The sequence below is a fragment of the Bifidobacterium sp. genome (assembly GCF_022640935.1).
GTDB lineage: Bacteria > Actinomycetota > Actinomycetes > Actinomycetales > Bifidobacteriaceae > Bifidobacterium.
In genome coordinates this window covers 1-21,150 of sequence record NZ_JALCCV010000034.1, presented here as the reverse complement: position 1 = coordinate 21,150, position 21,150 = coordinate 1, and the positions used below count along the sequence as shown (strand labels likewise).

Genomic DNA, 21,150 nt, shown 5'->3' with positions numbered 1-21,150 from the left:
GGGGAAAAGACGGGGAAGGACGACCCTCATAGTCTCATGCTTGGTGCGGATGATAACTGTGGTCATGGAGCCCAGTGTAGCGGAGGGCCCGTAATCATGCGAGGTGTGCATAACAACAGTACTCATAGGTTTCAGTCTCTCATGCGACTGGGACGGGGAAGGGCGCGGCAGAGGGAATCGGCGAAGAAGTGCATCTGCAGAAGCGGGCCTACAGAATAGCGAAGTGGCGCAGGGCGTTCATGATGCCGTCATGGTCCACATCGTCGGTCACGTAGTCGGCCACCGTTTTGACGAAGTCAGAGGCGTTGCCCATCGCCACGCCGATGCCGGCGAATTGCAGCATGGTCATGTCGTTGCCGCCGTCGCCGAAGGCGATGCACTGCTCGCGCGTATAGCCGTAATGTCGCAGGAAGCGCTGGATGCCAACGGGTTTGCCGCCGTCGGCGGGGATGAGATCGGTGAAGTCAGGGTGCCAGCGCACGCCTTTCACGTTCTCGCACAGCCCGGTGATCTCGATCTCCTGTGCCTTGTCGATGAATGGGCTGATCTGGAAGGTCGGGTGTTCGGGCGGACGGGTGTGCGGATCATCGACGAATGCCGCCGGCGCGGTTTTGCCCAGACCTTTCCACGTTTCGCGCATTGTGTCGGTGATCTGGTTGAAGTAGACGTAATCGCATTCGCAGAAGCTCGCCACGACGTCCGGATGATCGTCGAGCCAGGCGGTGACGACCGCGATGTCGTGACTGTGCAGGGCTTCGGTCTCAAGAAAGCCCTGATTGTCGAAACAGTATTGACCGTTCATCGCAACCACGCCGTCAAAGGCCACCGGGATGGTGTCGAGCACCACGCCCAGTTGGGATGGTGAACGGCCGGTGCAGATGAAAACCTTCATCCCCTCGTCCTTGAGGCATTGCAGCGCGCGCAGCGTCGAGTCGGGCACGACATGCGTGGAGAAGCTGGTCAGCGTGCCATCGATATCGAAGAACGCAGCCTTGGTGTCGACGCGCCTGGCGTCTGTGCGCACGGCGCCAGAACGCGCGATGCCGGTGTATTCGGTATTGGGGCGCTCGGCGTCGCGCTGCCCGCGCGGCAGGCTCGCGCCGCGTGCCACCCGCGCGGTGCGGCGGCGAGGCACGCCGGCGATGCGCGGCGATGCGGCGCGCACCTGCGCCGCCGTCTGAGAAGATTCGATGCCGTTGTATGTGTCGGCGGCGACCTCGTTGCCAGCGAGGTCGCCGCCGTCGGCGTTGCCATAAGCGATGCCGCTGCGGGCATCGTCATCGTAAGAGGGTGTACCTTGCTGTGCGGTGATGCCACCGTTTGTCATGCTCTTGGCCTTCCATTCGGTGCTGGGGCTTCGCTATCTAGTGTACGGGCAGGATACGCCGGCTTGAGCGGCAGGTGAACAATTGCGACGATATTGCATCCGTGTGTCTCCTGCGTCGGACTGCGCCAGCCTGGCGAATGCGCATGATATCGCGGATCGAACACAGGTTATAACGAATATGTATAAAGGGATCGCCATTTTCGCCCGCCTGACCGTGCCAGCGCCCGTATCGTGGAAGCGTCATGCGGCGGTGCCGTGGAGCAGAAGGTCCCCATATAGCGGAATGCGTGCAGGACCGGAGCGTGTTCTGCTGTTCGGCGCGGCATGGCAACGAGAATACAGAGAGAAAGCAGAAAGAATAATGTCGTCTTCAAACCAGCAGCCCATCGGCGGGAGCCGGGAGCCGGTGCGGGTCAACCACACCTTGCGCAATACCATCATCGCCGTGGTCGTGATCGCGGTCCTTGCCGTGGCCGTCTTCTTCGGATACCGCGCCCTCTCGGGCGGCAACGACTCCGCTGCGAAAGGCTCGCAGTCCAACCCGGTCAAGATCGGCGTGGTGGGGAAGACCGATCCGCAGTGGACTGCCTTCGAGAGCAAGGCCCGGCAAGCCGGCATATACGTCGATATCGTTGATTTCCAGGACTATACTTCGGAAAATCCGGCGCTTGATTCCGGCGATCTCGATCTCAATGAGTTCCAGCATCTGCTGTATCTGGCGAATTACAATGTGCAGAACGGCAAGAGTCTGCAGCCCATCGGCGGCACGGCGGTCTATCCGCTGGGGCTGTATTCCGATCAGGCGAAGAACGTCAGCGACATCACGGCGGGCAGCACGATCGCGATCCCGAACGACGAGACCAACCAGGCCCGTGCCATCGGCGTGCTTCAGTCCGCCGGGCTCGTCACGCTCAAAGGCACGTGGACGCCATTCGCCTCGCCTGCCGACATCGACACCACGGCGTCCAAGGTCGAGCTCACCCCGTTGAAGGCCGAACAGGTGGCCAATTCGCTCAAGGATCCCAAGGTGGCGGCCGGCGTGATCAATAACGATTACGTCAAGGACGCCGGCCTCAATCCCAAGGATGCCATCTTCTCGGATAACGCGGACACGGAGTCGGCGCGTCCGTATATTAACGTGTTCGTCGCGCGCAAGGCCGATGCGGACAACCCGACCTATCTCAAGCTGGTCAAGATATTCCAGTCCAAAGAGGTGCTTGACGCGCTGCAGAGCGAGTCCGGCGGCACTGCGGCATTCGCTGACAAATACAGCGCCCAAGACCTGCAGGGCTTCCTCGCGACCATCGAAAAGGAAGCCAGGGCGAGCGAATGAGCCTTCGTGCCATCGAACGGTTGACGTTGTCCGAAGCCATGCCGCCTGCTTGCGCCGACGGGCAGCATGGTAAAGGATACGACTGGCTGCAACGGATTTGCGAGATACGCGCTACGAGAATGGCGGGACTGCATAATGGCAGAAGAGATCATCACGCTTGACCATGTGGTCAAGGAATTCCGCAGACGAGGCGGCTCAAGGCATCGTTCCGGCGTATCCCGTGCGGTTGATGACGTGAGCCTGCGGATACGTCGCGGCGACATCTTCGGCATCATCGGCTATTCGGGAGCCGGAAAGTCGACGCTGGTGCGCATGATCAATGCACTCGAACGGCCGACCAGCGGCGTCGTGAGCGTGCTGGGCACCGACGTCACCGCGCTGGGCGAGTCCAAATTGCGGCCGATACGTCAGAAGATAGGCATGATCTTCCAGCAGTTCAACCTATTCTCCACCAAAACAGTCAGCGGGAACATCGCCTACCCGCTGCAGCTGGACCATTGGCGCAGGGATTATCAGGAGAAACGCGTAGCCGAGCTGCTCGATTTCGTCGGGCTTGCGGACTATGCCGACAGCTATCCCGCGCAGCTTTCCGGCGGGCAGAAGCAGCGTGTCGGCATAGCGCGGGCCTTGGCGATCAATCCGCAGATCCTTTTGGCAGACGAGGCGACCAGCGCTCTCGACCCCGAAACCACGGACGAGGTGCTTGCGCTGCTCAGGCGGGTCAACGAGCAGTTCGGCATCACTATCGTGCTCATCACGCACCAGATGAGCGTGGTGCAGCATATCGCGAATCGGGTCGCCGTCATGAGCAAAGGACGCGTCGTCGAGCAGGGCGATGTCTACGATGTGTTCGCGGCGCCGCGGCAGCCGGTCACCAGGCATTTCATCGCCACGGCCTTGTCTGGGGTCCCGCGGGCGGAACGGGTAGAGCGGATGCGCCGCGCCTGGCCGGGCAGGATCGTGACGGTGCTTATTCGTCAACGCGATGTGCCGGTCGGTGACGGGCGCGGCGATGAAGAAGACGGCGGTGACGGCAGACCTGCGGTGCCGGCTTCAGGCCAGCACATTTCCCAGCTCATCGCAAGCCGGGGCATGGCCAGCAGCATGCTGTATGGCGGTATCGACACCGTCGGTGGCGCCGCCATCGGCGCGCTCACCTATGAGTTCGATGACCGGCAGGATGGCTTCTCGGAATTCTTCGACGAGCTGACTCACGACGCAGATGTGGTTGATTTCGGCACCGCAAGCCGCCCTGTGGATTATGAGGCTGCAGTGGCATCGGCGGATTGTGCTGCGGCTGCGAACGGAGGGGAACGATGATAGGCTCAATCCTTGCATCAGACGGCAATGCCGTGATTCTTGCGGGGCGCGGAGATTGGACTGTGCTCAGGCCGATGCTGTTCCAGTCCATCGCCCAGACGCTGGAAATGGTGTTCATCACCCTGGTTGTCGGCGGCGCGTTCGGGCTGGTGCTCGGCGTGATCCTGTACGGCACACGACCGGGGAACCTGTTCGAGAACGCGGCGGTCTACCGGGTGCTGGATATCGTGGTCAATATCGTGCGGCCGATCCCGTTCATCATCTTTCTGGCGGCGATGCAGCCGCTGACGATCAACGTGGTCGGCACTTCGATCGGCACAATGGCAGCGGTGTTCCCCATGGCTGTAATGTGCACCTTTGCCACATCGCGGCTGGTCGAGCAGAATCTTGTGCCGGTCGATTCCGGTGTCATCGAAGCGGCCCGTTCGATGGGCGCCTCGAAGATCGCCATCATCCGCACGGTGCTGATTCCGGAGGCGCTCGCCCCGCTGATTCTCGCCTACGCATTCCTGTTCATCGCAGTGCTCGACATGTCGGCGATGGCAGGCTACATCGGCGGCGGCGGACTGGGCAACTTCGCCATCGCCTACGGCTACCAGAAATTCGATCCCACGGTGACTTGGACCGCAGTCGTCATCATGATCGTGCTGGTGCAAGTCGTGCAAGGCATAGCGAACGCCTTCGCCAAACGTCTGCTCAGGCGCCAGCGGTCCTGAGCGGCGCCGCTGAACGTTCTGAACGGCATGCCTACAAATAAGAAACGAGGAATCATGGCCGAGCATATAACTATCGGACCGGAGCTGATCGGCATCCGGCGGCGGCTGCATGCCGATCCGGAGCTTGGCTTCCATGAGGAGCGCACGAGCCGTTTCATCGCCGAGCAGCTGCGCGGCCGTGGCATTGCGGTGCTCGATAACCCGCTGCCGTCCAAAACCGGCGTCATCGGCCTGATTGAAGGCGGGCAGCCCGGTCCGTTCATCGCGCTGCGCGCCGACATCGACGCGCTGCCCGTGGCAGAGCGCAGCGGGATGGACTACTCGTCGCGCAATGAGGGCGTGATGCATGCCTGCGGCCATGACCTTCATATGACCTCGCTGCTGGCGGCCGCGTTCTGGCTGGCCGGGCATCGCGAGCGCATCGCGGGACGGATCATGCTGCTGTTCCAGCCTGCCGAGGAGACCGGCGAAGGCGCGCTGGCTGTACTGCAGGCCGGGGTCGTCGACGGCATCGACGCGATCATCGGCGCGCATAACAACCCCGACTATCTGCCCGGCCAGATCGCGGTCGGGACCGAGCCGATGATGGCCGGATGCGTGAAATTCGCCGTGCGCATTCACGCGCAAGGCACCCACGCCGGGTACCCGCACATGGGCACCGGGCCGATTGAGGCGCTCGCCTCGATGATCCTGTCGGTGCAGAGCATCGTAAGCCGCAATGCCACGCCCTTCCACCCGCTGGTCGTCTCGATCACTCAGGTGCATGGCGGCGACGTGTGGAACGTGGTCCCCGCCGAGGCCGGATTCCTCGGCACCGCACGGTATTTCTACAAGGCCGACGGCCAGATGGTCGAACAGCGCTTCCGGCAGATCGTCGCCTCAACGGCCGAGGCATATGGTATTACAGCCGGCATCGAATGGGACGATTTCGCTGATCCTCTGGTCTCTGATGCTGCTCTGGCCGCCGCCGTGGCGCAGGATGTGCCGCAGTACGCGAGCCTTGCGCCGATTCATCCGTCGATGGCGGGCGAGGATTTCTGCGAATACGCGCAGCGCACCCGGCTCCTGTTCGCGTTCATCGGCTCGAACGGTGCGCCCGGGCATTACGGATTGCACAGTCCGCACTTCATCGGCTTGGACGGCGAGCTGCAGGCCGCCGCCGAATTCTATGTGAATGCGGCGCTGCGCGTGCTGAAGGAATGCACTGACGACAGGTGATTCGAGTGCTGTAAACAGGATGGCGCTAATATGAAGCCATGACTCAACTGCGTTTTGCCTTGGCCCAAATCGATACCCGCGTCGGCGATCTCGACGCCAATGCCGATGCTATCGTGGCCTATGCGCGGCGCGCGGCAGCTGAAAACGCTCAGGTCGTCGTCTTTCCCGAAATGACATTGACCGGGTATCCGATTGAGGATCTCGCTTTCCGCGCCACCTTCCGCAAGGCTGCTTGGGACAAGGCGAACGCCATTGCCAGGCAGCTGGCGGCGGACGACTTGGGCGGCTTGTATGTCGTGGCAGGCACGGTCGGAACCGATACGGAGTCTGCCAAGCCGCGCAATCGGCTCGTGGTGCTGCACGATGGCGTGGTCTGGACCGGCTATGACAAGCATTTCCTACCCAATTACGGCGTGTTCGATGAGTTCCGGATTTTTTCCTCTGGGCAGCGCTCCGTCGTGCTCGACGTCGAAGGCGTGCAGGTCGGATTGGCGATCTGCGAGGATATCTGGCAGGATGGCGGCCCGGTCGCCGAACTCGCCAAGGAACATATCGATGTGCTGCTGACCATCAACGGCTCGCCTTATGAGGAGGGCAAGACCCATACGCGCTATGATCTGGCGGTCAAACGGGCGGACGAGGTCAAGGCGCCGATGATCTACCTCAATCAGGTTGGCGGCCAGGACGATCTGGTCTTCGACGGCGGCAGCTTCGTGGTCGACACGGACGGCACATTGCTTGAGCGCTCGCCGATGTTCATTGAGAATCTGAGCTATTTCGACTTCGACAAGCAGGCAGGGCATCAGCAGGTTGGTACGATAGCTGCCGAAATGGGCCGCGACGCCGAGGTTTACTGCGCATGCGTGCTGGGCCTGAAGGACTATATGGCCAAGAATCATTTCAGTGGCGTATGCCTAGGTCTCTCCGGCGGCATCGACTCGGCGCTGGTCGCCACCATGGCAGCCGACGCCTGCGGGGGCGAGAACGTGTGCGGCATCTCCATGCCGAGCCAGTATTCCTCCGACGGTTCCAAGGATGACGCCGCCGATTTGGCCGAGAATCTCGGTGCCCACTACGAAATCCAGCCCATCGAACCGCTATTCCAGTCTTTCCAGCGGCAGCTCAACTTGGGTGGTATCGCGGCTGAGAACCTGCAGGCGCGCATTCGCGGCGTCATTGTCATGGCGTATTCGAACAGCAGGAACCTGCTTGCTTTGGCGACCGGCAACAAGTCGGAGCTTGCCTGCGGATATTCCACGATCTACGGCGATGCGGTAGGCGGGTACGCGCCGATCAAGGACTTGCTCAAGACCCGGGTATGGGAGCTTTCGCGTTGGCGCAACAACGCGGCGCAGGAAGGGCTCGGCCTCGGTATGCTCCCGATCGTTGGCAACGAGGGCATGGCGCCGGTCGCACCTTCCCCTTCGAGCCCGGGCAAGCTGATTCCGGTGAGCAGCATCGAGAAGGAGCCGAGCGCCGAACTGCGCCCTGGCCAGCGGGATTCCGATTCCCTGCCGCAGTACGCGTTGCTCGATCAGGTGCTTGCGGCTTATATCGAGCATGCGCATGGCCGAGCCGACCTGCTCTCCGACGGCTTCGACGAAACCACGGTGGACACGGTGATGCGACTGGTCGACCGGGCGGAGTGGAAGCGCCGGCAATACCCGCTCGGTCCCAAGGTCACAGCACTGGCTTTCGGCCGCGACCGCAGGCTGCCGATCACCAACGCTTTCCGGGAATAAACAGGCGATTAAGGGAATCGGGGAGACCCGGGGGCGCATTCAGGCTGCTGCGTGGAATACGAACTATGAAGCATGACGAACGGATGGCGGGATATGGGCGACAATAGGCAGAACGAGAACGACAGCAAGCAAGACAGTCGGCAGTGGTATTACAACACGGTTACCGGGCAGCCCGAGCAGGGCATGGTATCGCCGATTGATCAGCGCATGGGGCCGTATGACTCGCGCGAGGACGCGTTGCGCGCATGGGAGATCGTCAGGAGGCGCAACCAGAAATGGGACAACGACGATAGACAATGGAATCGCTGGTCTGAAGGCAAATAACAGCAGAATACAACACAATCTCGCGGAACTCGACACAGGAGGTGCAGAAGCATGCCGGAGAAGAGGAAGCCAATCGCTATGCGTGCGCTCATTGCTGCGGGGAGCGTCGACGTCGACAAGTTGCCGCGTGACGAATTCGCCTATCCCGGTCCATTGCGCGACAAACTGATCGCGGCGATTCTCGACGGCTCCAAAACCACGACGACCGGTCTGCTCGCCGAATATCTCAAGGACGGCGACGAGATTTCGCCAGTCGGCGCGCTTTCCGTTCCCATCGATTCGCACGGCAAACCCGTCTGCGTACTGCGCCAAGAGGAGGCGTACACGTGCCGGTTGGCCGATGTGACCCTTGAACACGCGATCAACGAGGGAGAAGGGCACCGCACAGTCGCAGAGTGGCGCAAGGCGCACGAAAACTTCTGGTCGAGCCCCGAATTTCTCGCCGAGCTCGATGACCCGGATTTTCGTCTTGGCGACGACACCATGGTCGTGTGCGAGCGCTTCCGGCTGATTCAGCGGCTGTAGATTCGCGGCTTCGAGAACTACGCCTGAATACATGTTGCCCCGGAACCGGGAAAGGGAATCGATATGCCAGATTGGCGCGAGAATAGGATCGAATCGGCTCGCACAGGGGCGAACCCCATGGTGATAGCCGAGATGGATGCCGGGTATGCGGTGATGGCCGACATGCAGTTCATTCCCGGATGGTGCATTCTGCTGCCCAGGCACCCGGCGGGTTCGCTCAATGAGATGGCGTTGGGGGAACGCAGTCGATTCCTGACTGACATGAGCGTGCTGGGCGATGCGATTCTTGCCGTGTGCGGGACTGTGCTGGGAGACTGCCCGGTCAGGGTGAACTATGACATCCTAGGCAATGCCGACCAGTACCTGCATGCTCATGTCTACCCGCGTTATTCGTGGGAGGACCCGGAGCGCCTGTCGCTTCCGGTGTGGCTGTATCCCCAAACCAGCTGGAGCGACGAACGCACGGCGTACCGTGAAGAACGGCATGGGAAGCTGAAGGCGGCGCTGCGCGAATATCTGATCGGGCGCGGCGCGAAGTAGGCGCCGGTCAAGGCCGGGGACATGCGAGGCGGCAAATCGCTTTCATGGTCAGCCATTGTTTTGCGACAGTGCGTCCGCTTCGTCAAGGGGATTGTGACATTTTGTGGCCTAGGCGAAATACACCCGCATGGCATCAGCCTGAAGACACGCGGCAAGCGCGGAAAATGGCGAAATTCGTACGAATTCAGGCGCGTCGAAAATTCCAGCGGTTCCCTCTTGTGCGTATGCGTCGAATGTGATATAAGTCACGCTGAAACACGCGCAGGTCATTAGACTCCCATGCCTACAATAGGGGCATGCAACGGCGCAAGAGCGCGTCGCGATTACACACGAAGGAGTGATCATGACAGCAGTTGAGAAAGCCGCTCTCTCACCAGAGGAACTCCAAGCGAAGGCTTGGGATGGTTTCGAAGGCGGAAATTGGCAGAACGACATCGATGTCCGCGACTTTATCCAGAAAAACTACACGCCCTATGACGGCGACGAGTCCTTCTTGGCCGATGCCACCGCGAAGACCAAGCAGATGTGGAAATACCTCGACGACAACTACCTCGCCGTCGAGCGCAAGCAGCGCGTCTACGATGTGGATACGCATACTCCGGCCGGCATTGACGCGTTCCCGGCCGGCTACATCGAGAGCCCCGAGGTCGACAATGTGATCGTCGGTCTGCAGACCGACGTGCCCTGCAAGCGTGCGATGATGCCGAACGGCGGCTGGCGCATGGTCGAGCAGGCCATTGAAGAGGCCGGCAAGGAACCCGACCCCGAGATCAAGAAGATCTTCACCACCTATCGCAAGACCCACAACGACGGCGTGTTCGGCGTGTACACCAAGAACATCAAGGTCGCCCGCCACAACAAGATCCTCACCGGCCTGCCGGATGCTTACGGCCGCGGCCGCATCATCGGCGACTACCGCCGCGTGGCGCTGTACGGCGTCAACAAGCTCATCGCGTTCAAGAAGCGCGACAAGGATTCCGTGCCGTACCGCAACGACTTCACCGAGCCGGAGATCGAGCACTGGATCCGCTTCCGCGAGGAGCATGCCGACCAGATCAAGGCGCTCCAGCAGCTGATCAAGCTCGGCAACGAGTACGGCTTGGATCTCTCCCGTCCGGCGCAGAACGCGCAGGAAGCCGTGCAGTGGACCTACATGGGCTACCTCGCCTCCGTCAAGAGCCAGGACGGCGCGGCTATGAGCTTCGGCCGCAACTCGGCCTTCTTCGACGCCTACTTCGAGCGCGATTTGGAGAACGGTACGCTCGACGAAACCGGCGCACAGGAGATCATCGACCAGATCGTCATGAAGCTGCGCATCGTGCGTTTCCTGCGCACCAAGGACTACGACAAGATCTTCTCCGGCGACCCGTACTGGGCGACCTGGTCCGACGCCGGCTTCGGCGACGACGGTCGCTCGATGGTCACCAAGACCTCGTTCCGCCTGCTCAACACGCTCACCTTGGAGCATCTTGGGCCAGGGCCCGAACCGAACATCACGATCTTCTGGGATCCGAAGCTGCCCGAGGGCTACAAGCGCTTCTGCGCTCGCATCTCCATCGACACCTCGGCCATCCAGTACGAGTCCGACAAGGAGATCCGCGCCCACTGGGGCGACGATGCCGCCATCGCGTGCTGCGTTTCGCCGATGCGCGTGGGCAAGCAGATGCAGTTCTTCGGCGCTCGCGTCAACTCCGCCAAGGCGTTCCTGTACGCCATCAACGGCGGCCGCGACGAGATGACCGGAATGCAGGTCATCGATAAGGGCGTGATTGAGCCGATCGCGCCCGAAGCCGACGGCGCGCTGGACTTCGAAAAGGTCAAGAACAACTATGAGAAGGCCCTGCAGTGGCTTTCGGAGACCTATGTCGAGGCGCTGAACATCATCCACTACATGCACGATAAGTATGCCTACGAGTCCATCGAGATGGCGCTGCACGACAAGGAGATCTACCGCACCTTGGGCTGCGGCATGTCCGGCCTGTCGATCGCCGCCGACTCGCTCTCCGCGCTGAAGTATGCGAAAGTCTACCCGATCACCAATAGGGACGCGAAAAACGTCGAAGGCCACGAGGCCGAATACGTCGAAGGCGCCGATGACGACCTGGTGGTCGGTTACCGCACCGAAGGCGACTTCCCGGTCTACGGCAACGACGACGATCGCGCCGACAAGCTGGCGACCTGGGTCGTGAGCACGGTCATGGGCCAGATCAAGCGCCTGCCGGTGTACCGCGACGCGGTGCCGACGCAGTCCATCCTGACCATCACCTCGAACGTGGAATACGGCGAGAACACGGGCTCCTTCCCATCCGGGCATAAGAAGGGCACGCCATACGCCCCGGGCGCGAACCCGGAGAACGGCATGGACTCCCACGGCATGCTGCCATCGATGTTCTCGGTCGGCAAGATCGACTACAACGACGCGCTTGACGGCATCTCGCTGACCAACACGATCACCCCCGACGGCTTGGGCCGCGACGAGGATGAGCGTGTGAACAACCTCGTCGGCATCCTCGATGCCGGCAACGGCCACGGCTTGTACCATGCGAACATCAACGTCCTGCGCAAGGAGCAGCTGGAGGACGCCGTCGAACATCCGGACAAGTACCCGCACCTGACCGTGCGCGTCTCGGGCTACGCGGTGAACTTCGTCAAGCTCACCCGCGAGCAGCAGCTCGACGTGATCTCGCGCACCTTCCATCAAGGTTCGGTCGTCGACTGATTGATACCGACTGATCGGCGTTGACTGATAGCCGGTTCTGCGTGATGCGGAACCGGTCGTCGGATACGAATGAATCCGATTGAATGCGAATAGGGGGCTCGGCTGCTGGCCGTGCCCCCTATTCATTCATTCATGTTCGCTCCTGTTCATTCGTGGGCTTATCTCGCTGCCCGCGCGACCGATATGATGAAGTAAGAACGACTACGTTTCGAATACAGTCCGAAGGAGGACGATGGTGTCTGAGAAAACAGCGGTATCCGGCATCACGGCGTTTCATACCACCAAGCCGCACATGCTCAAAAGCTCGCGCGAGTATGCGCGTCAGACGCTTATGGGCGGGCTTTCCGGGTTCGAGTCTCCTATCGGGCTTGACCGCCGCGACCGCATCGCGGCCCTGAAAACCGGGGACATCGGCTTTGTGCACTCCTGGGACATCAACACCTCCGTGGACGGCCCGGGCACCAGAATGACCGTGTTCATGAGTGGATGCCCGCTGCGCTGCCAGTTCTGCCAGAACCCCGACACATGGAAGATGCGCGACGGCCAGCCGGTCTATCTCGACGCGATGATCAACAAAGTCGCGCGCTATCAGGATCTGTTCAAGGCGACCGGTGGCGGCATCACCTTCTCGGGCGGCGAATCGATGATGCAGCCGGCGTTCGTCTCGCGCGTCTTCCGCGCGGCCAAGGAGATGGGCGTGCATACGTGCCTTGATACCGCAGGCTTCCTCAACAAGAACTACACGGACGAGATGATCGATGACATCGACCTGTGCCTGCTCGACGTCAAAGCCGGCGACGAGGAGCGCTACAAGGTGCTGACCGGCGGGACTTTGGCCCCAACCATCAAGTTCGGCCAGCGCCTGGCCGCCCGCGGCAAGAAGATCTGGGTGCGCTTCGTGCTGATCCCGGGCCTGACCGACCCGGAAGACAATATCGAGAACATCGCCAACATCGTCGAGACCTTCGGCGATGCGGTGGAGCATATCGACGTGCTGCCATTCCACCAGCTCGGCCGCCCGAAGTGGCACGAGCTGCGCATCCCATACCCGCTTGAGAACCAGAAAGGGCCATCCGCAGCGCTGAAGGATCGCGTCGTCAAGCAATTCGAAGCGCATGGCCTCACGGTGTATTAGAAAAGCGGTGCAGCAGAGTGTATGCGGCGCATTGGCAAATGCCGACAGTGCACCAGTTGGCAACGGGTAGTTTCGCGCAAAGCCGTCCCGGGATCTATACATCGCCGCAGATGCCGCTTCGGCGCCCGTCTTGTCGCTACCGGGTACGGCTCCCTCGTCCGGGGACACTGTTCACATGCCCGCGACTTAGGGTACTCACGTCCTGATCAGGCGGCGTGGTGGGTTTTTGATGGCTATCCCCTCCCTAAAGACCCAACCCATACGCAACAAAACACGAGAAGTCGTTTTCGATGCGATTTCAGATTCGCGTCTGGTTGCGGGCTGTGAGTATCGTGGTCGGCTGGTGGCGGGCGCTGTGCCGCGTGGAGTGAAACATGGCGGGCGCGCCGCTCAGACACATCAAAACAAGACAGGCGGAACCAGGGGAGGACGGGCGCGTTTGAGCGACGAACCGAGATTGCAGGCGGAGCCGCGCGAAGGGGTTCCCGGGGTCATCGACACGCTTGAGGGGTTCCACGAGGCTTGTGAGCGCTTCGCCGCAGCGAGCGGGTCATTGGCCGCCGACGCCGAGCGGGCATCCGGCTTCCGCTACGGCCATGAGGATTGGCTGGTGCAGTTCAAACGTGCGGGCGCGGGCATCGCGCTGTTCGACCCGATCGCCCTGAGCCGGTACCGCGTCGACTGGAACGAGTTCAACGGCGCGGTCGGCGATGTGGCGTGGATCATCCACGATTCGCTGCAGGATCTTCCCGGTTTCGCTGATCTCGGCATGCGGCCGCAGCGTCTCTTCGACACGGAGATAGCCGCGCGGCTGTTGAACCTGCGGCATTTCGGGCTGGCTGCGGTCACCGAGCACTATCTGGGGCTGACCTTGGCGAAGGAGCATTCGGCGGCGGACTGGTCGTACCGGCCGTTGCCGCGCGACTGGCGCAATTATGCGGCGCTCGATGTCGAGCTGCTCATCGAACTGGAAACGACGATGCGCAGGGAACTGCGGCGCCAAGGCAAGAGCGACTGGGCGGAAGAGGAATTCGTGCATGCGCTGGCCAAAGGCATGGGACCGCGCAAAGAGCATCCGGTGCCGTGGCTGCGCATATCGCACGTCAACGTGTTGAGCCACGACCGGCAAGGTCAGGCCATCGCCAAGACGCTCTGGGAAAAGCGCGACGAGCTCGCGCAGCGGTACGATATTTCGCCCAGCCTGTTGCTCTCAGACTCGGCGATTATCGAAGCGGCACGGCGCAAGCCGCATAATGCCAAGGAATTCCGGGCTGTGCGCTCGCTCAATGAGCGCGTGCGCGTACACACAGGCGGCGAGCAGGACAAGATGTTCGAGCGTTATGCGCCGATTCAGCGCGCGGTGAAGCCTTCCATGTGGAAGAGCGTCATCCAGGAGGCGCTTGATCTGCCCGCAGAGCAATGGCCTACCATGCCGGTCATCCAGCCGGAGGAGCACGCCAACGCGCCGCGATCCATGAAACTGTGGTCTGCCAAGCATCCGCAGCGCTTCGCACGCCTGCAGGCCGCGCGCAAGATCATGACGCGTATCGCCGAAGACACGCGCACGCCGGCCGAAATGATCCTGAAGCCGCAGATCGTGCGCAACCTGTGCTGGACGGACGAGCCGCAGCGACTTGATGTGCCGCAATTCCTCGGCGAACAGGGCGCCAGAGAATGGCAGATCAAGCTTGTGGCCGAGTCCCTGAGTCGCGTTATCATATAACGGTTGCCTTACGGCAGAAACAGATGAGAAACAAGAATGCATACCCGTAGTTCAGGAGCGCAAGCGTGAAAATCAGCGTCAGGAATCTCGAGCCCACCAAGGTGAAGCTCACCGTCACGGTCGACCCGGAAGAGTTCGACCCCTACCTCGGCGATGCCCGCAAGGAAATCGCCAAGCAGGTCAACGTGCCTGGTTTCCGCAAGGGCCATGTGCCCGGCAAGATCATCGACCAGCGCATCGGCTTCGCGTCGGTGGCCGGAGAGGCTGTGAACAGCGCTGTTCCCGACTTGTACTCCAAGGCCCTCGAGGAGAAGAAGATCCATCCGATGGGCCAGCCCGAGCTTGATGTGCAGGAAGTCCCGGCCGCCGCGGACGACGGGACCAAGCTCAAGTTCGTCGCCACAGTGGAGCGCCGCCCTGACATCGAGCTGCCCGAGCTGGACGGCCTGCAGCTTGAAGTCGCCAAGCCGGAAGTCACCGATGAAGACATCGCCAAGCGCCTTGAGACGCTGCGCCAGCGCTTCGGCACGCTCGTAGGCGTGGATCGCCCGGCCGCCAAGGGCGACTACGCGAACATCGACCTCGAGGCGACGATCGACGGCGAAACCGTTGATTCCCAGGAGGGTGTGAGCTACGAATTGGGCTCCAACACTATGCTCGACGGCCTTGACGAGGCGCTCGATGGCCTGTCTGCAGGCGAAGAGACCACCTTCGAAGGCACGCTCGAAGCCGGAGAGCACGAAGGTGACAAGGCGCAGGTCAAGGTCAAGGTCAACTCGGTGAAGTCCGAGGAACTGCCCGAGCTCGATGACGACTTCGCACAGGAAGCCTCCGAGTTCGATACGCTCGACGAGCTCAAGGCGGACCTGCGCAAGTCCAGCGAACAGGATGCCGAAGGCCGCCAGGCCACCGAGGCGCGCGACGTGTTCATCGCCAAGCTCGAAGAGGGCGCCGAGATCCCGGTGCCCAAGGGCGTCAAGGCGCAGATGGTCGAAGAGCATCTCAAAAACGGCGGCGCCGACCCCGAGAAGGCCGCCGACGAGCAGAAGAAGGAAGCCGAAGAGGGCGCCGAGAAGGAACTGCGTGATCAGATGGTGCTTGACGCGCTCGCCGAGAAGCTCGCCATTCAGGTCTCGCAGGCCGATGTGACCAACTTCCTAGCATCCATCGCCCAGCAGTACGGCATGGATCCCAGCCAGTTCATCAACGCGATCGTCAACAATGGCCAGCTCGGCTCTGCAGTGCAGGAAGTCGGCCGTTCCAAGGGCCTGCTCGCCGGCATGCGCGCCGTCACCTTCACGTCCGACGGCGAAACGCTCGACCTGAGCGCTTTCCTCGGTGAAGAGGCGCAGGAGGAGGAGTCCGAAAGCGTCGAGGCGGCCTCTGCGGCTGCAGCTGTCGCTGATGAGCTCTCCGGCGCCGATTCCAGTGCGGACGCGCCCGTCGACGGCGAGTGAGCGGCTGGGCGTTTGACGCTTGTTTGCGGCTGATGAGTTGACTGTAGCGCTTCGGCTGATATGCCGTGAATAACGCAATATGTGAATGCTGTGGCCCGGAACCTTGCCCGAGGTTCCGGGCCACAGTGATATGCTCCACTCGCCCTTCGTCGTGTGTGGTTTTCCATTGTCATGCGACGTAAATAATGTCGCGTGCGGTTTCGGCGATGTGAGAATGGCGAATTTCCAACGTTACACTGAATACGAATACGTCACGCAACGACGGCACACCGCATGCAACGACGGACGGCCGGGCAGATGATGCGGAGACGAAAAGCAATGACGAAACCAACAGGAACCGAGAACAGGGTGCGACGATGACGGCGGAGACCGATTCCTTGCTATCTGAGTATTCCGCGCCTTCCCCGCACTCTGCGCGCACGCGAACCGTCCGACTCATCGCGGCGATCCTGACGCTTGGGATTGCGATCGGCGTGGCCGCGGGGCTGCTCTCGCAGATGCTCTACGGCGTGGAATACCTCGCATTCGGCTATATCGAACGCAGTTCGCTGCCCGGGCCGTTCACGGTTCCGGCGCTGCGTCGCATAGCGGGCGTCGTCGGGGGAGCACTCATCGCGGCGGTCATCTGGTGGCTGCTGCGCACGAAAACCACGCGCGTGCCGTCGGTGAACAGGGCCGTGAACGGCGAGACGATGCCGGTATGGCAGACCACAGTGCATGTGCTGCTGCAGATCCTCATCGTCGGCTCGGGCTCGTCGATCGGCCGCGAGGTCGCCCCGCGCGAATTCGGCGCGATGCTCGGCCAACGTTTCAGCGGTCTTATCGGTTTCACCGGTGCTGATAAGCGCATGCTGGTGGCGGCGTGTGCGGGCGCAGGTCTGGCCGGCGTCTATGACGCCCCGCTCGCCGGGATGTTCTTCGCTGTCGAGGTTCTGCTGGCCGACGTCACTTTGGAAAAGGTCACGGTTTCGCTGGCCGTGTCAGGAATCGCGGCATATGTGGCCTCGCTTATCAGGGGGCAGAATGTTTTCTACCGTCTTCCAGGGCTGATTCACGGAAACACGCCGAGACTGATGCTCTTCGCGTTGATTGGCGGCATGGTCTTCGGCTCGCTTGGAGCGCTGTTCCGCCTAGGTTCGCAGTGGGCGGAAAAAGGCCCGCGCAACGATGCCGGAATTCTGTGGAAGATGCCTGCGGCGGCGCTGCTCACCGGCGTTGTGGCAATCTGGCTTCCGCAGGTGATGGGCAACGGTCGTGCGTCGGCGCAGCTGGCTTTCGAGCCCTCGCTCATCTCCCGGCTTGGCAAAGCCTTCGGGCTCTCGCTGTTCGGGACTTCGGCGGGCCAATCGCTCACCATGGCACTGGCTGTGCTGACCGTGTCACTGGTGGCCAAGGCGCTGGTCACCCTGGCGACGATACGCTCCGGCGCGTCCGGCGGCGTCCTGCAGCCGGGCATCGCGCTGGGTGCCATAACAGGCGCGTTGCTGGGTTTGCTGTGGGCCGCCGTATTCCCGGCAGCTGCGATCCCGGCCGCCGCATGCGCGCTGATTGGCTCGGCGGCGCTGCTCTCGGCCTCACAGCAGGCGCCGCTCATGGCCATGTGCCTCGTGATGGAGCTGTGCGCGGCCCCGATATCGTACTTCGTGCCGGTCGCGCTTGCCGTGGCGGTTGCCGTGTTCGTTTCGCAATGGGTGCTGAAACGTTGCAATGCCGCCTTTTCTCGCAGTGAGCGCAAAACGCCGCGCACCGTCGGTTGAAGGCGGTATTGTTCTAACGGTAGGAAACGCGTAATTTACGAAACGCACGATCAAGGAGATATTGTTGGCAGATTTTCTGACATCGTCGCCCGCAATGCAAGAGGGCGATGGGCCGTCCATCACGGATCCGATTTTCAACAGACTGCTCAAGGAGCGCATCATCTGGCTCGGCGAGGAAGTCAAGGATGAAAACGCGAACGTCATCTGCGCGCAGATGCTGACGCTTGCCGCCGAGGATCCCAAGCAGGATATCTGGCTGTACATCAATTCCCCAGGCGGCTCCATCACCGCGGGCATGGCCGTCTATGACACCATGCAGCTCATCGCGCCGGACGTGGCGACCGTGGGCTTGGGCATGTGTGCCTCGATGGGGCAGTTCCTGCTGAGTTCCGGCACCAAAGGCAAGCGCTTCCTCACGTCGCATGCCCGCGTGCTCATGCACCAGCCTTCGGGCGGCATCGGTGGCACCGCCACCGACGTGCGCATCAACGCCGAGCTGATCATGGATATGAAAAAGACCATGGCCGAGCTTACGGCGGAGCAGACCGGGCACACGATCGAAGAGATCTACCGCGACAATGAGTATGACCATTGGTTCACCGCGCAAGAGGCGTTGGAATACGGCTTCATCGACAAGTTGGTGACCACCTCGGAGACCATGAGCGCCGACAAGGCCGGCAAGGAAGGGGAGTGACATGGCTTCACCAGAGGCACAATTCGTATCCCGCGCCGAGCGCTTGGCCGGTCCGCGCGGAGGAACCGGACTCCGGGCGCAGAACCGATATATCCTCCCGCAGTTCAGCGAGAAGACGCCGTACGGCATGAAGACGCAGGACCCGTACACTAAGCTGTTCGAGGACCGCATTATCTTCATGGGCGTGCAGGTGGACGACACTTCCTGCGACGACATCATGGCGCAGCTCTTGGTGCTGGAAAGCCAGGATCCCAACCGCGATGTGATGATGTACATCAACTCGCCCGGCGGCTCCATGACCGCGATGACCGCAATCTACGACACCATGCAGTACATCCAGCCTGACGTGCAGACCGTGTGCCTGGGCCAAGCCGCCTCCGCAGCGGCCGTGCTGCTCGCTGCCGGCAACAAGGGCAAACGGCTTATTCTGCCCAACGCCCGTGTGCTGATTCACCAGCCGGCCATCGACCAGGGCTTCGGCAAGGCCACCGAGATCGAGATCCAGGCCAAGGAGATGCTGCGCATGCGTGAGTGGCTGGAAGATACGCTCGCCAAGCACACCGGTCAAACGGCCGAAAAGATCCGCAAGGACATTGAGGTCGACAAGTTCCTCACGGCTCCGGAAGCCAAGGAATACGGGATCGTCGACGAGGTGCTCGCCTCGCGCAAGTAGCCTTGGCGGCGCAGCAGGCCGAATGGGAAACCGCTGGCAGACCTGGCGTCAGACGATCTCCACTGCTGATTTCCGCTGGTAATCTCCACAATCCGATGCCCTCGACACGTCTGTGTGGGGGGTATCGTCGTAAGTGGACGTCTGCGGCGCGACTGCGATGCATATATCCGTGCATCGCGGGCCGCCCATGGCGCATGCTGCAGGTCAACTGGAACTGGCGGGCAACAGATCAAGGAGCGACGTATGGGACGCGTGATCAGCTACAATGAGGATGCGCCACGGTGCACATTCTGCGGCAAGACGGAGCGTCAGGTACGCAAGCTGGTGACCGGTCCCAGCGCGGCCATCTGCGACGAATGCATCGCCCTGTGCGTCGATATCATCTCCGAAGAGCGCCAGCGTGACGCCGATGTCAGCGTGCTCAAGCTGCCCAAGCCCGCGCAGATCTACGATTACCTCGACACATATGTCATCGGGCAGGCCGCGGCCAAGCGCACGTTGTCGGTCGCGGTCTACAACCATTACAAGCGCGTCAACATGGAGCTGCGCGAGGCGGCGAACCAGCTTGTCGGCCGCGACGCACGCCCGAAGGCGGACTCGGTCGATCCGCTGCGCGACGTGAAAGTCGCGAAATCCAACATCCTGCTCATGGGCCCTACGGGCGTGGGCAAAACCTACTTGGCGCAGACGTTGGCGCGCGTGATGAACGTGCCGTTCGTCATCACCGATGCCACGACGCTGACCGAGGCCGGGTATGTCGGCGATGACGTCGAAACCGTGCTGCAGCGGCTTCTGCAGGCGGCCGACGGCGATGTGGCCCGGGCACAGCATGGCATCGTCTACATTGACGAGATCGACAAGATCGCACGCAAAAGCGGCGAGAATACGTCGATCACCCGCGATGTGAGCGGCGAGGGCGTGCAGCAGGCGCTGCTGAAGATTCTTGAGGGCACTATTGCCTCCGTGCCGTTGGAAGGCACGCGCAAGCACCGCGACCAGGACGTCGTCCAGCTGAATACCAGCGGCATATTATTCATCTGCGGCGGCGCTTTTGTCGGCCTTGACGACATCGTGGAGCAGCGTTTGGGCACGCATGAGAGCGGTTTTTCCGCATCTTGGCGCGAACGTAAAATATCGCGGCGCGACCTACTGTCGCAGGCAGGTCCGGATGATTTGTCGGAGTTTGGCCTGCTGCCGGAATTCATTGGACGATTGCCAGTAGTCAGCGTGCTGGAGGAGCTGACCGAGCAGGATCTCGAGGATATTCTCGTCAAACCGGCGAACGCCCTGACCAAGCAGTACCGCAAGCTTTTCGCGCAGGACTCGGTGGATCTGGCCTTCACCGACGAGGCGATCACCGCCATCGCCCGGACGGCGATGCAACAGGGAACCGGCGCGCGCGGCCTGCGCTCCATCATCGAGAAAACCCTCGAGGCCACGATGTTCAGGCTGCCGCAACTGGACAATGTCGAGCAGGCCATCGTCGACGCCGCCTCGGTCAACGGCCTGAGCGAACCCAAGCTCGTCGCCGCATCCCGGCGCCGCATGGCATAAGGGCGTGCTGGCAAGTATCGCGTAGGCGAGGCGTACGCCATGCAATGAGGGAAAGACGCAGTGCGCACGAGGCGAACACGACCGATGGCGTTAATTTCCGCATGAACCTTGTAGCTCCGCCATTTCAGTCGGAATCATAAGGCTCGCAGTGTTCTTCGTGCGTACTACTCAAATCGCGGCATGCGTAGTGCGCATGCCGAACGTCGAATCCGGCCATGGTGCATAAACTATTTCACCCATCGGCATTTTGCTATAATACTGAGGTAAGCATGTGAACTATAGTCCGCACGCATCGGTAGTGCCCGGGTTCTTGCGCACTTTGGTTCTTGCCCGCCTGTGTGGGTTTTCAGTTCGCTTCCTGTATGGTGTCCTGGAGGCGGGACATGTCCAGGT

17 protein-coding genes and 1 riboswitch are annotated in these 21,150 nt (G+C 61.6%); of the genes, 16 read left to right on the top strand and 1 reads right to left on the bottom strand.

Annotated elements, in window-relative coordinates:
- Positions 1-208 precede the first annotated feature (208 nt).
- Complete coding sequence (locus LKG04_RS07690; RefSeq protein ID WP_291762379.1) at positions 209-1,024, bottom strand: Cof-type HAD-IIB family hydrolase; 816 nt, start codon at positions 1,022-1,024, stop codon at positions 209-211.
- A 664-nt stretch (positions 1,025-1,688) separates the two neighbouring features.
- On the opposite strand from LKG04_RS07690, the gene LKG04_RS07685 reads away from it, so the two are divergent.
- From LKG04_RS07685 to clpX, 16 genes are all read left to right on the top strand, one after another.
- Complete coding sequence (locus LKG04_RS07685) at positions 1,689-2,660, top strand: MetQ/NlpA family ABC transporter substrate-binding protein (RefSeq protein ID WP_291762372.1); 972 nt, start codon at positions 1,689-1,691, stop codon at positions 2,658-2,660.
- A 135-nt stretch (positions 2,661-2,795) separates the two neighbouring features.
- The gene (locus tag LKG04_RS07680) at positions 2,796-3,980 is read left to right on the top strand and encodes a methionine ABC transporter ATP-binding protein (RefSeq protein WP_291762369.1); all 1,185 of its coding nucleotides are present in this window, start codon (positions 2,796-2,798) and stop codon (positions 3,978-3,980) included.
- On the top strand, positions 3,977-4,696 hold the full coding sequence (locus LKG04_RS07675; RefSeq protein WP_291762367.1) for a methionine ABC transporter permease: 720 nt from the start codon (positions 3,977-3,979) through the stop codon (positions 4,694-4,696). The genes LKG04_RS07680 and LKG04_RS07675 overlap by 4 nt, the downstream gene beginning before the upstream one ends.
- A gap of 54 nt (positions 4,697-4,750) precedes the next feature.
- Positions 4,751-5,914, top strand: coding sequence for a M20 metallopeptidase family protein (locus tag LKG04_RS07670; protein WP_291762364.1), 1,164 nt, complete (start codon positions 4,751-4,753; stop codon positions 5,912-5,914).
- A 38-nt stretch (positions 5,915-5,952) separates the two neighbouring features.
- Positions 5,953-7,656, top strand: a complete 1,704-nt coding sequence (locus LKG04_RS07665) for an NAD+ synthase (RefSeq protein ID WP_291762361.1) — start codon at positions 5,953-5,955, stop codon at positions 7,654-7,656.
- Between the two features lie 93 nt (positions 7,657-7,749).
- Positions 7,750-7,980 (top strand): hypothetical protein, encoded by a 231-nt coding sequence (locus LKG04_RS07660; protein WP_291762377.1) that lies wholly within the window; start codon positions 7,750-7,752, stop codon positions 7,978-7,980.
- Positions 7,981-8,031: 51 nt separating this feature from the next.
- The gene (locus tag LKG04_RS07655; protein ID WP_291762358.1) at positions 8,032-8,505 is read left to right on the top strand and encodes an ASCH domain-containing protein; all 474 of its coding nucleotides are present in this window, start codon (positions 8,032-8,034) and stop codon (positions 8,503-8,505) included.
- A 63-nt stretch (positions 8,506-8,568) separates the two neighbouring features.
- Positions 8,569-9,045 (top strand): HIT family protein, encoded by a 477-nt coding sequence (locus LKG04_RS07650; RefSeq protein WP_291762355.1) that lies wholly within the window; start codon positions 8,569-8,571, stop codon positions 9,043-9,045.
- Between the two features lie 343 nt (positions 9,046-9,388).
- On the top strand, positions 9,389-11,764 hold the full coding sequence (gene pflB, locus LKG04_RS07645) for a formate C-acetyltransferase (protein ID WP_291762351.1): 2,376 nt from the start codon (positions 9,389-9,391) through the stop codon (positions 11,762-11,764).
- A gap of 232 nt (positions 11,765-11,996) precedes the next feature.
- The gene (gene pflA, locus LKG04_RS07640; protein ID WP_291762350.1) at positions 11,997-12,899 is read left to right on the top strand and encodes a pyruvate formate-lyase-activating protein; all 903 of its coding nucleotides are present in this window, start codon (positions 11,997-11,999) and stop codon (positions 12,897-12,899) included.
- A 118-nt stretch (positions 12,900-13,017) separates the two neighbouring features.
- Positions 13,018-13,083: riboswitch (guanidine-III (ykkC-III) riboswitch) on the bottom strand.
- 255 nt (positions 13,084-13,338) lie between these two features.
- Entirely contained in the window at positions 13,339-14,622 is a 1,284-nt protein-coding gene (locus LKG04_RS07635) for an HRDC domain-containing protein (protein ID WP_291762347.1), read from the top strand.
- 65 nt (positions 14,623-14,687) lie between these two features.
- The gene (gene tig, locus LKG04_RS07630) at positions 14,688-16,079 is read left to right on the top strand and encodes a trigger factor (RefSeq protein ID WP_291762343.1); all 1,392 of its coding nucleotides are present in this window, start codon (positions 14,688-14,690) and stop codon (positions 16,077-16,079) included.
- 356 nt (positions 16,080-16,435) lie between these two features.
- Positions 16,436-17,836 (top strand): chloride channel protein, encoded by a 1,401-nt coding sequence (locus LKG04_RS07625; protein WP_291762340.1) that lies wholly within the window; start codon positions 16,436-16,438, stop codon positions 17,834-17,836.
- A 94-nt stretch (positions 17,837-17,930) separates the two neighbouring features.
- Positions 17,931-18,530 carry an ATP-dependent Clp protease proteolytic subunit gene (locus tag LKG04_RS07620; protein WP_291762375.1) on the top strand — a complete coding sequence of 200 codons (600 nt, stop codon included), beginning with the start codon at positions 17,931-17,933 and terminating at the stop codon, positions 18,528-18,530.
- Between the two features lies 1 nt (position 18,531).
- Positions 18,532-19,203: an ATP-dependent Clp protease proteolytic subunit gene (locus tag LKG04_RS07615; protein WP_291762337.1), complete on the top strand. Its 672-nt coding sequence runs from the start codon at positions 18,532-18,534 to the stop codon at positions 19,201-19,203.
- Positions 19,204-19,446: 243 nt separating this feature from the next.
- Positions 19,447-20,757 (top strand): ATP-dependent Clp protease ATP-binding subunit ClpX, encoded by a 1,311-nt coding sequence (gene clpX, locus LKG04_RS07610; RefSeq protein WP_291762334.1) that lies wholly within the window; start codon positions 19,447-19,449, stop codon positions 20,755-20,757.
- Positions 20,758-21,150: the final 393 nt, after the last annotated feature.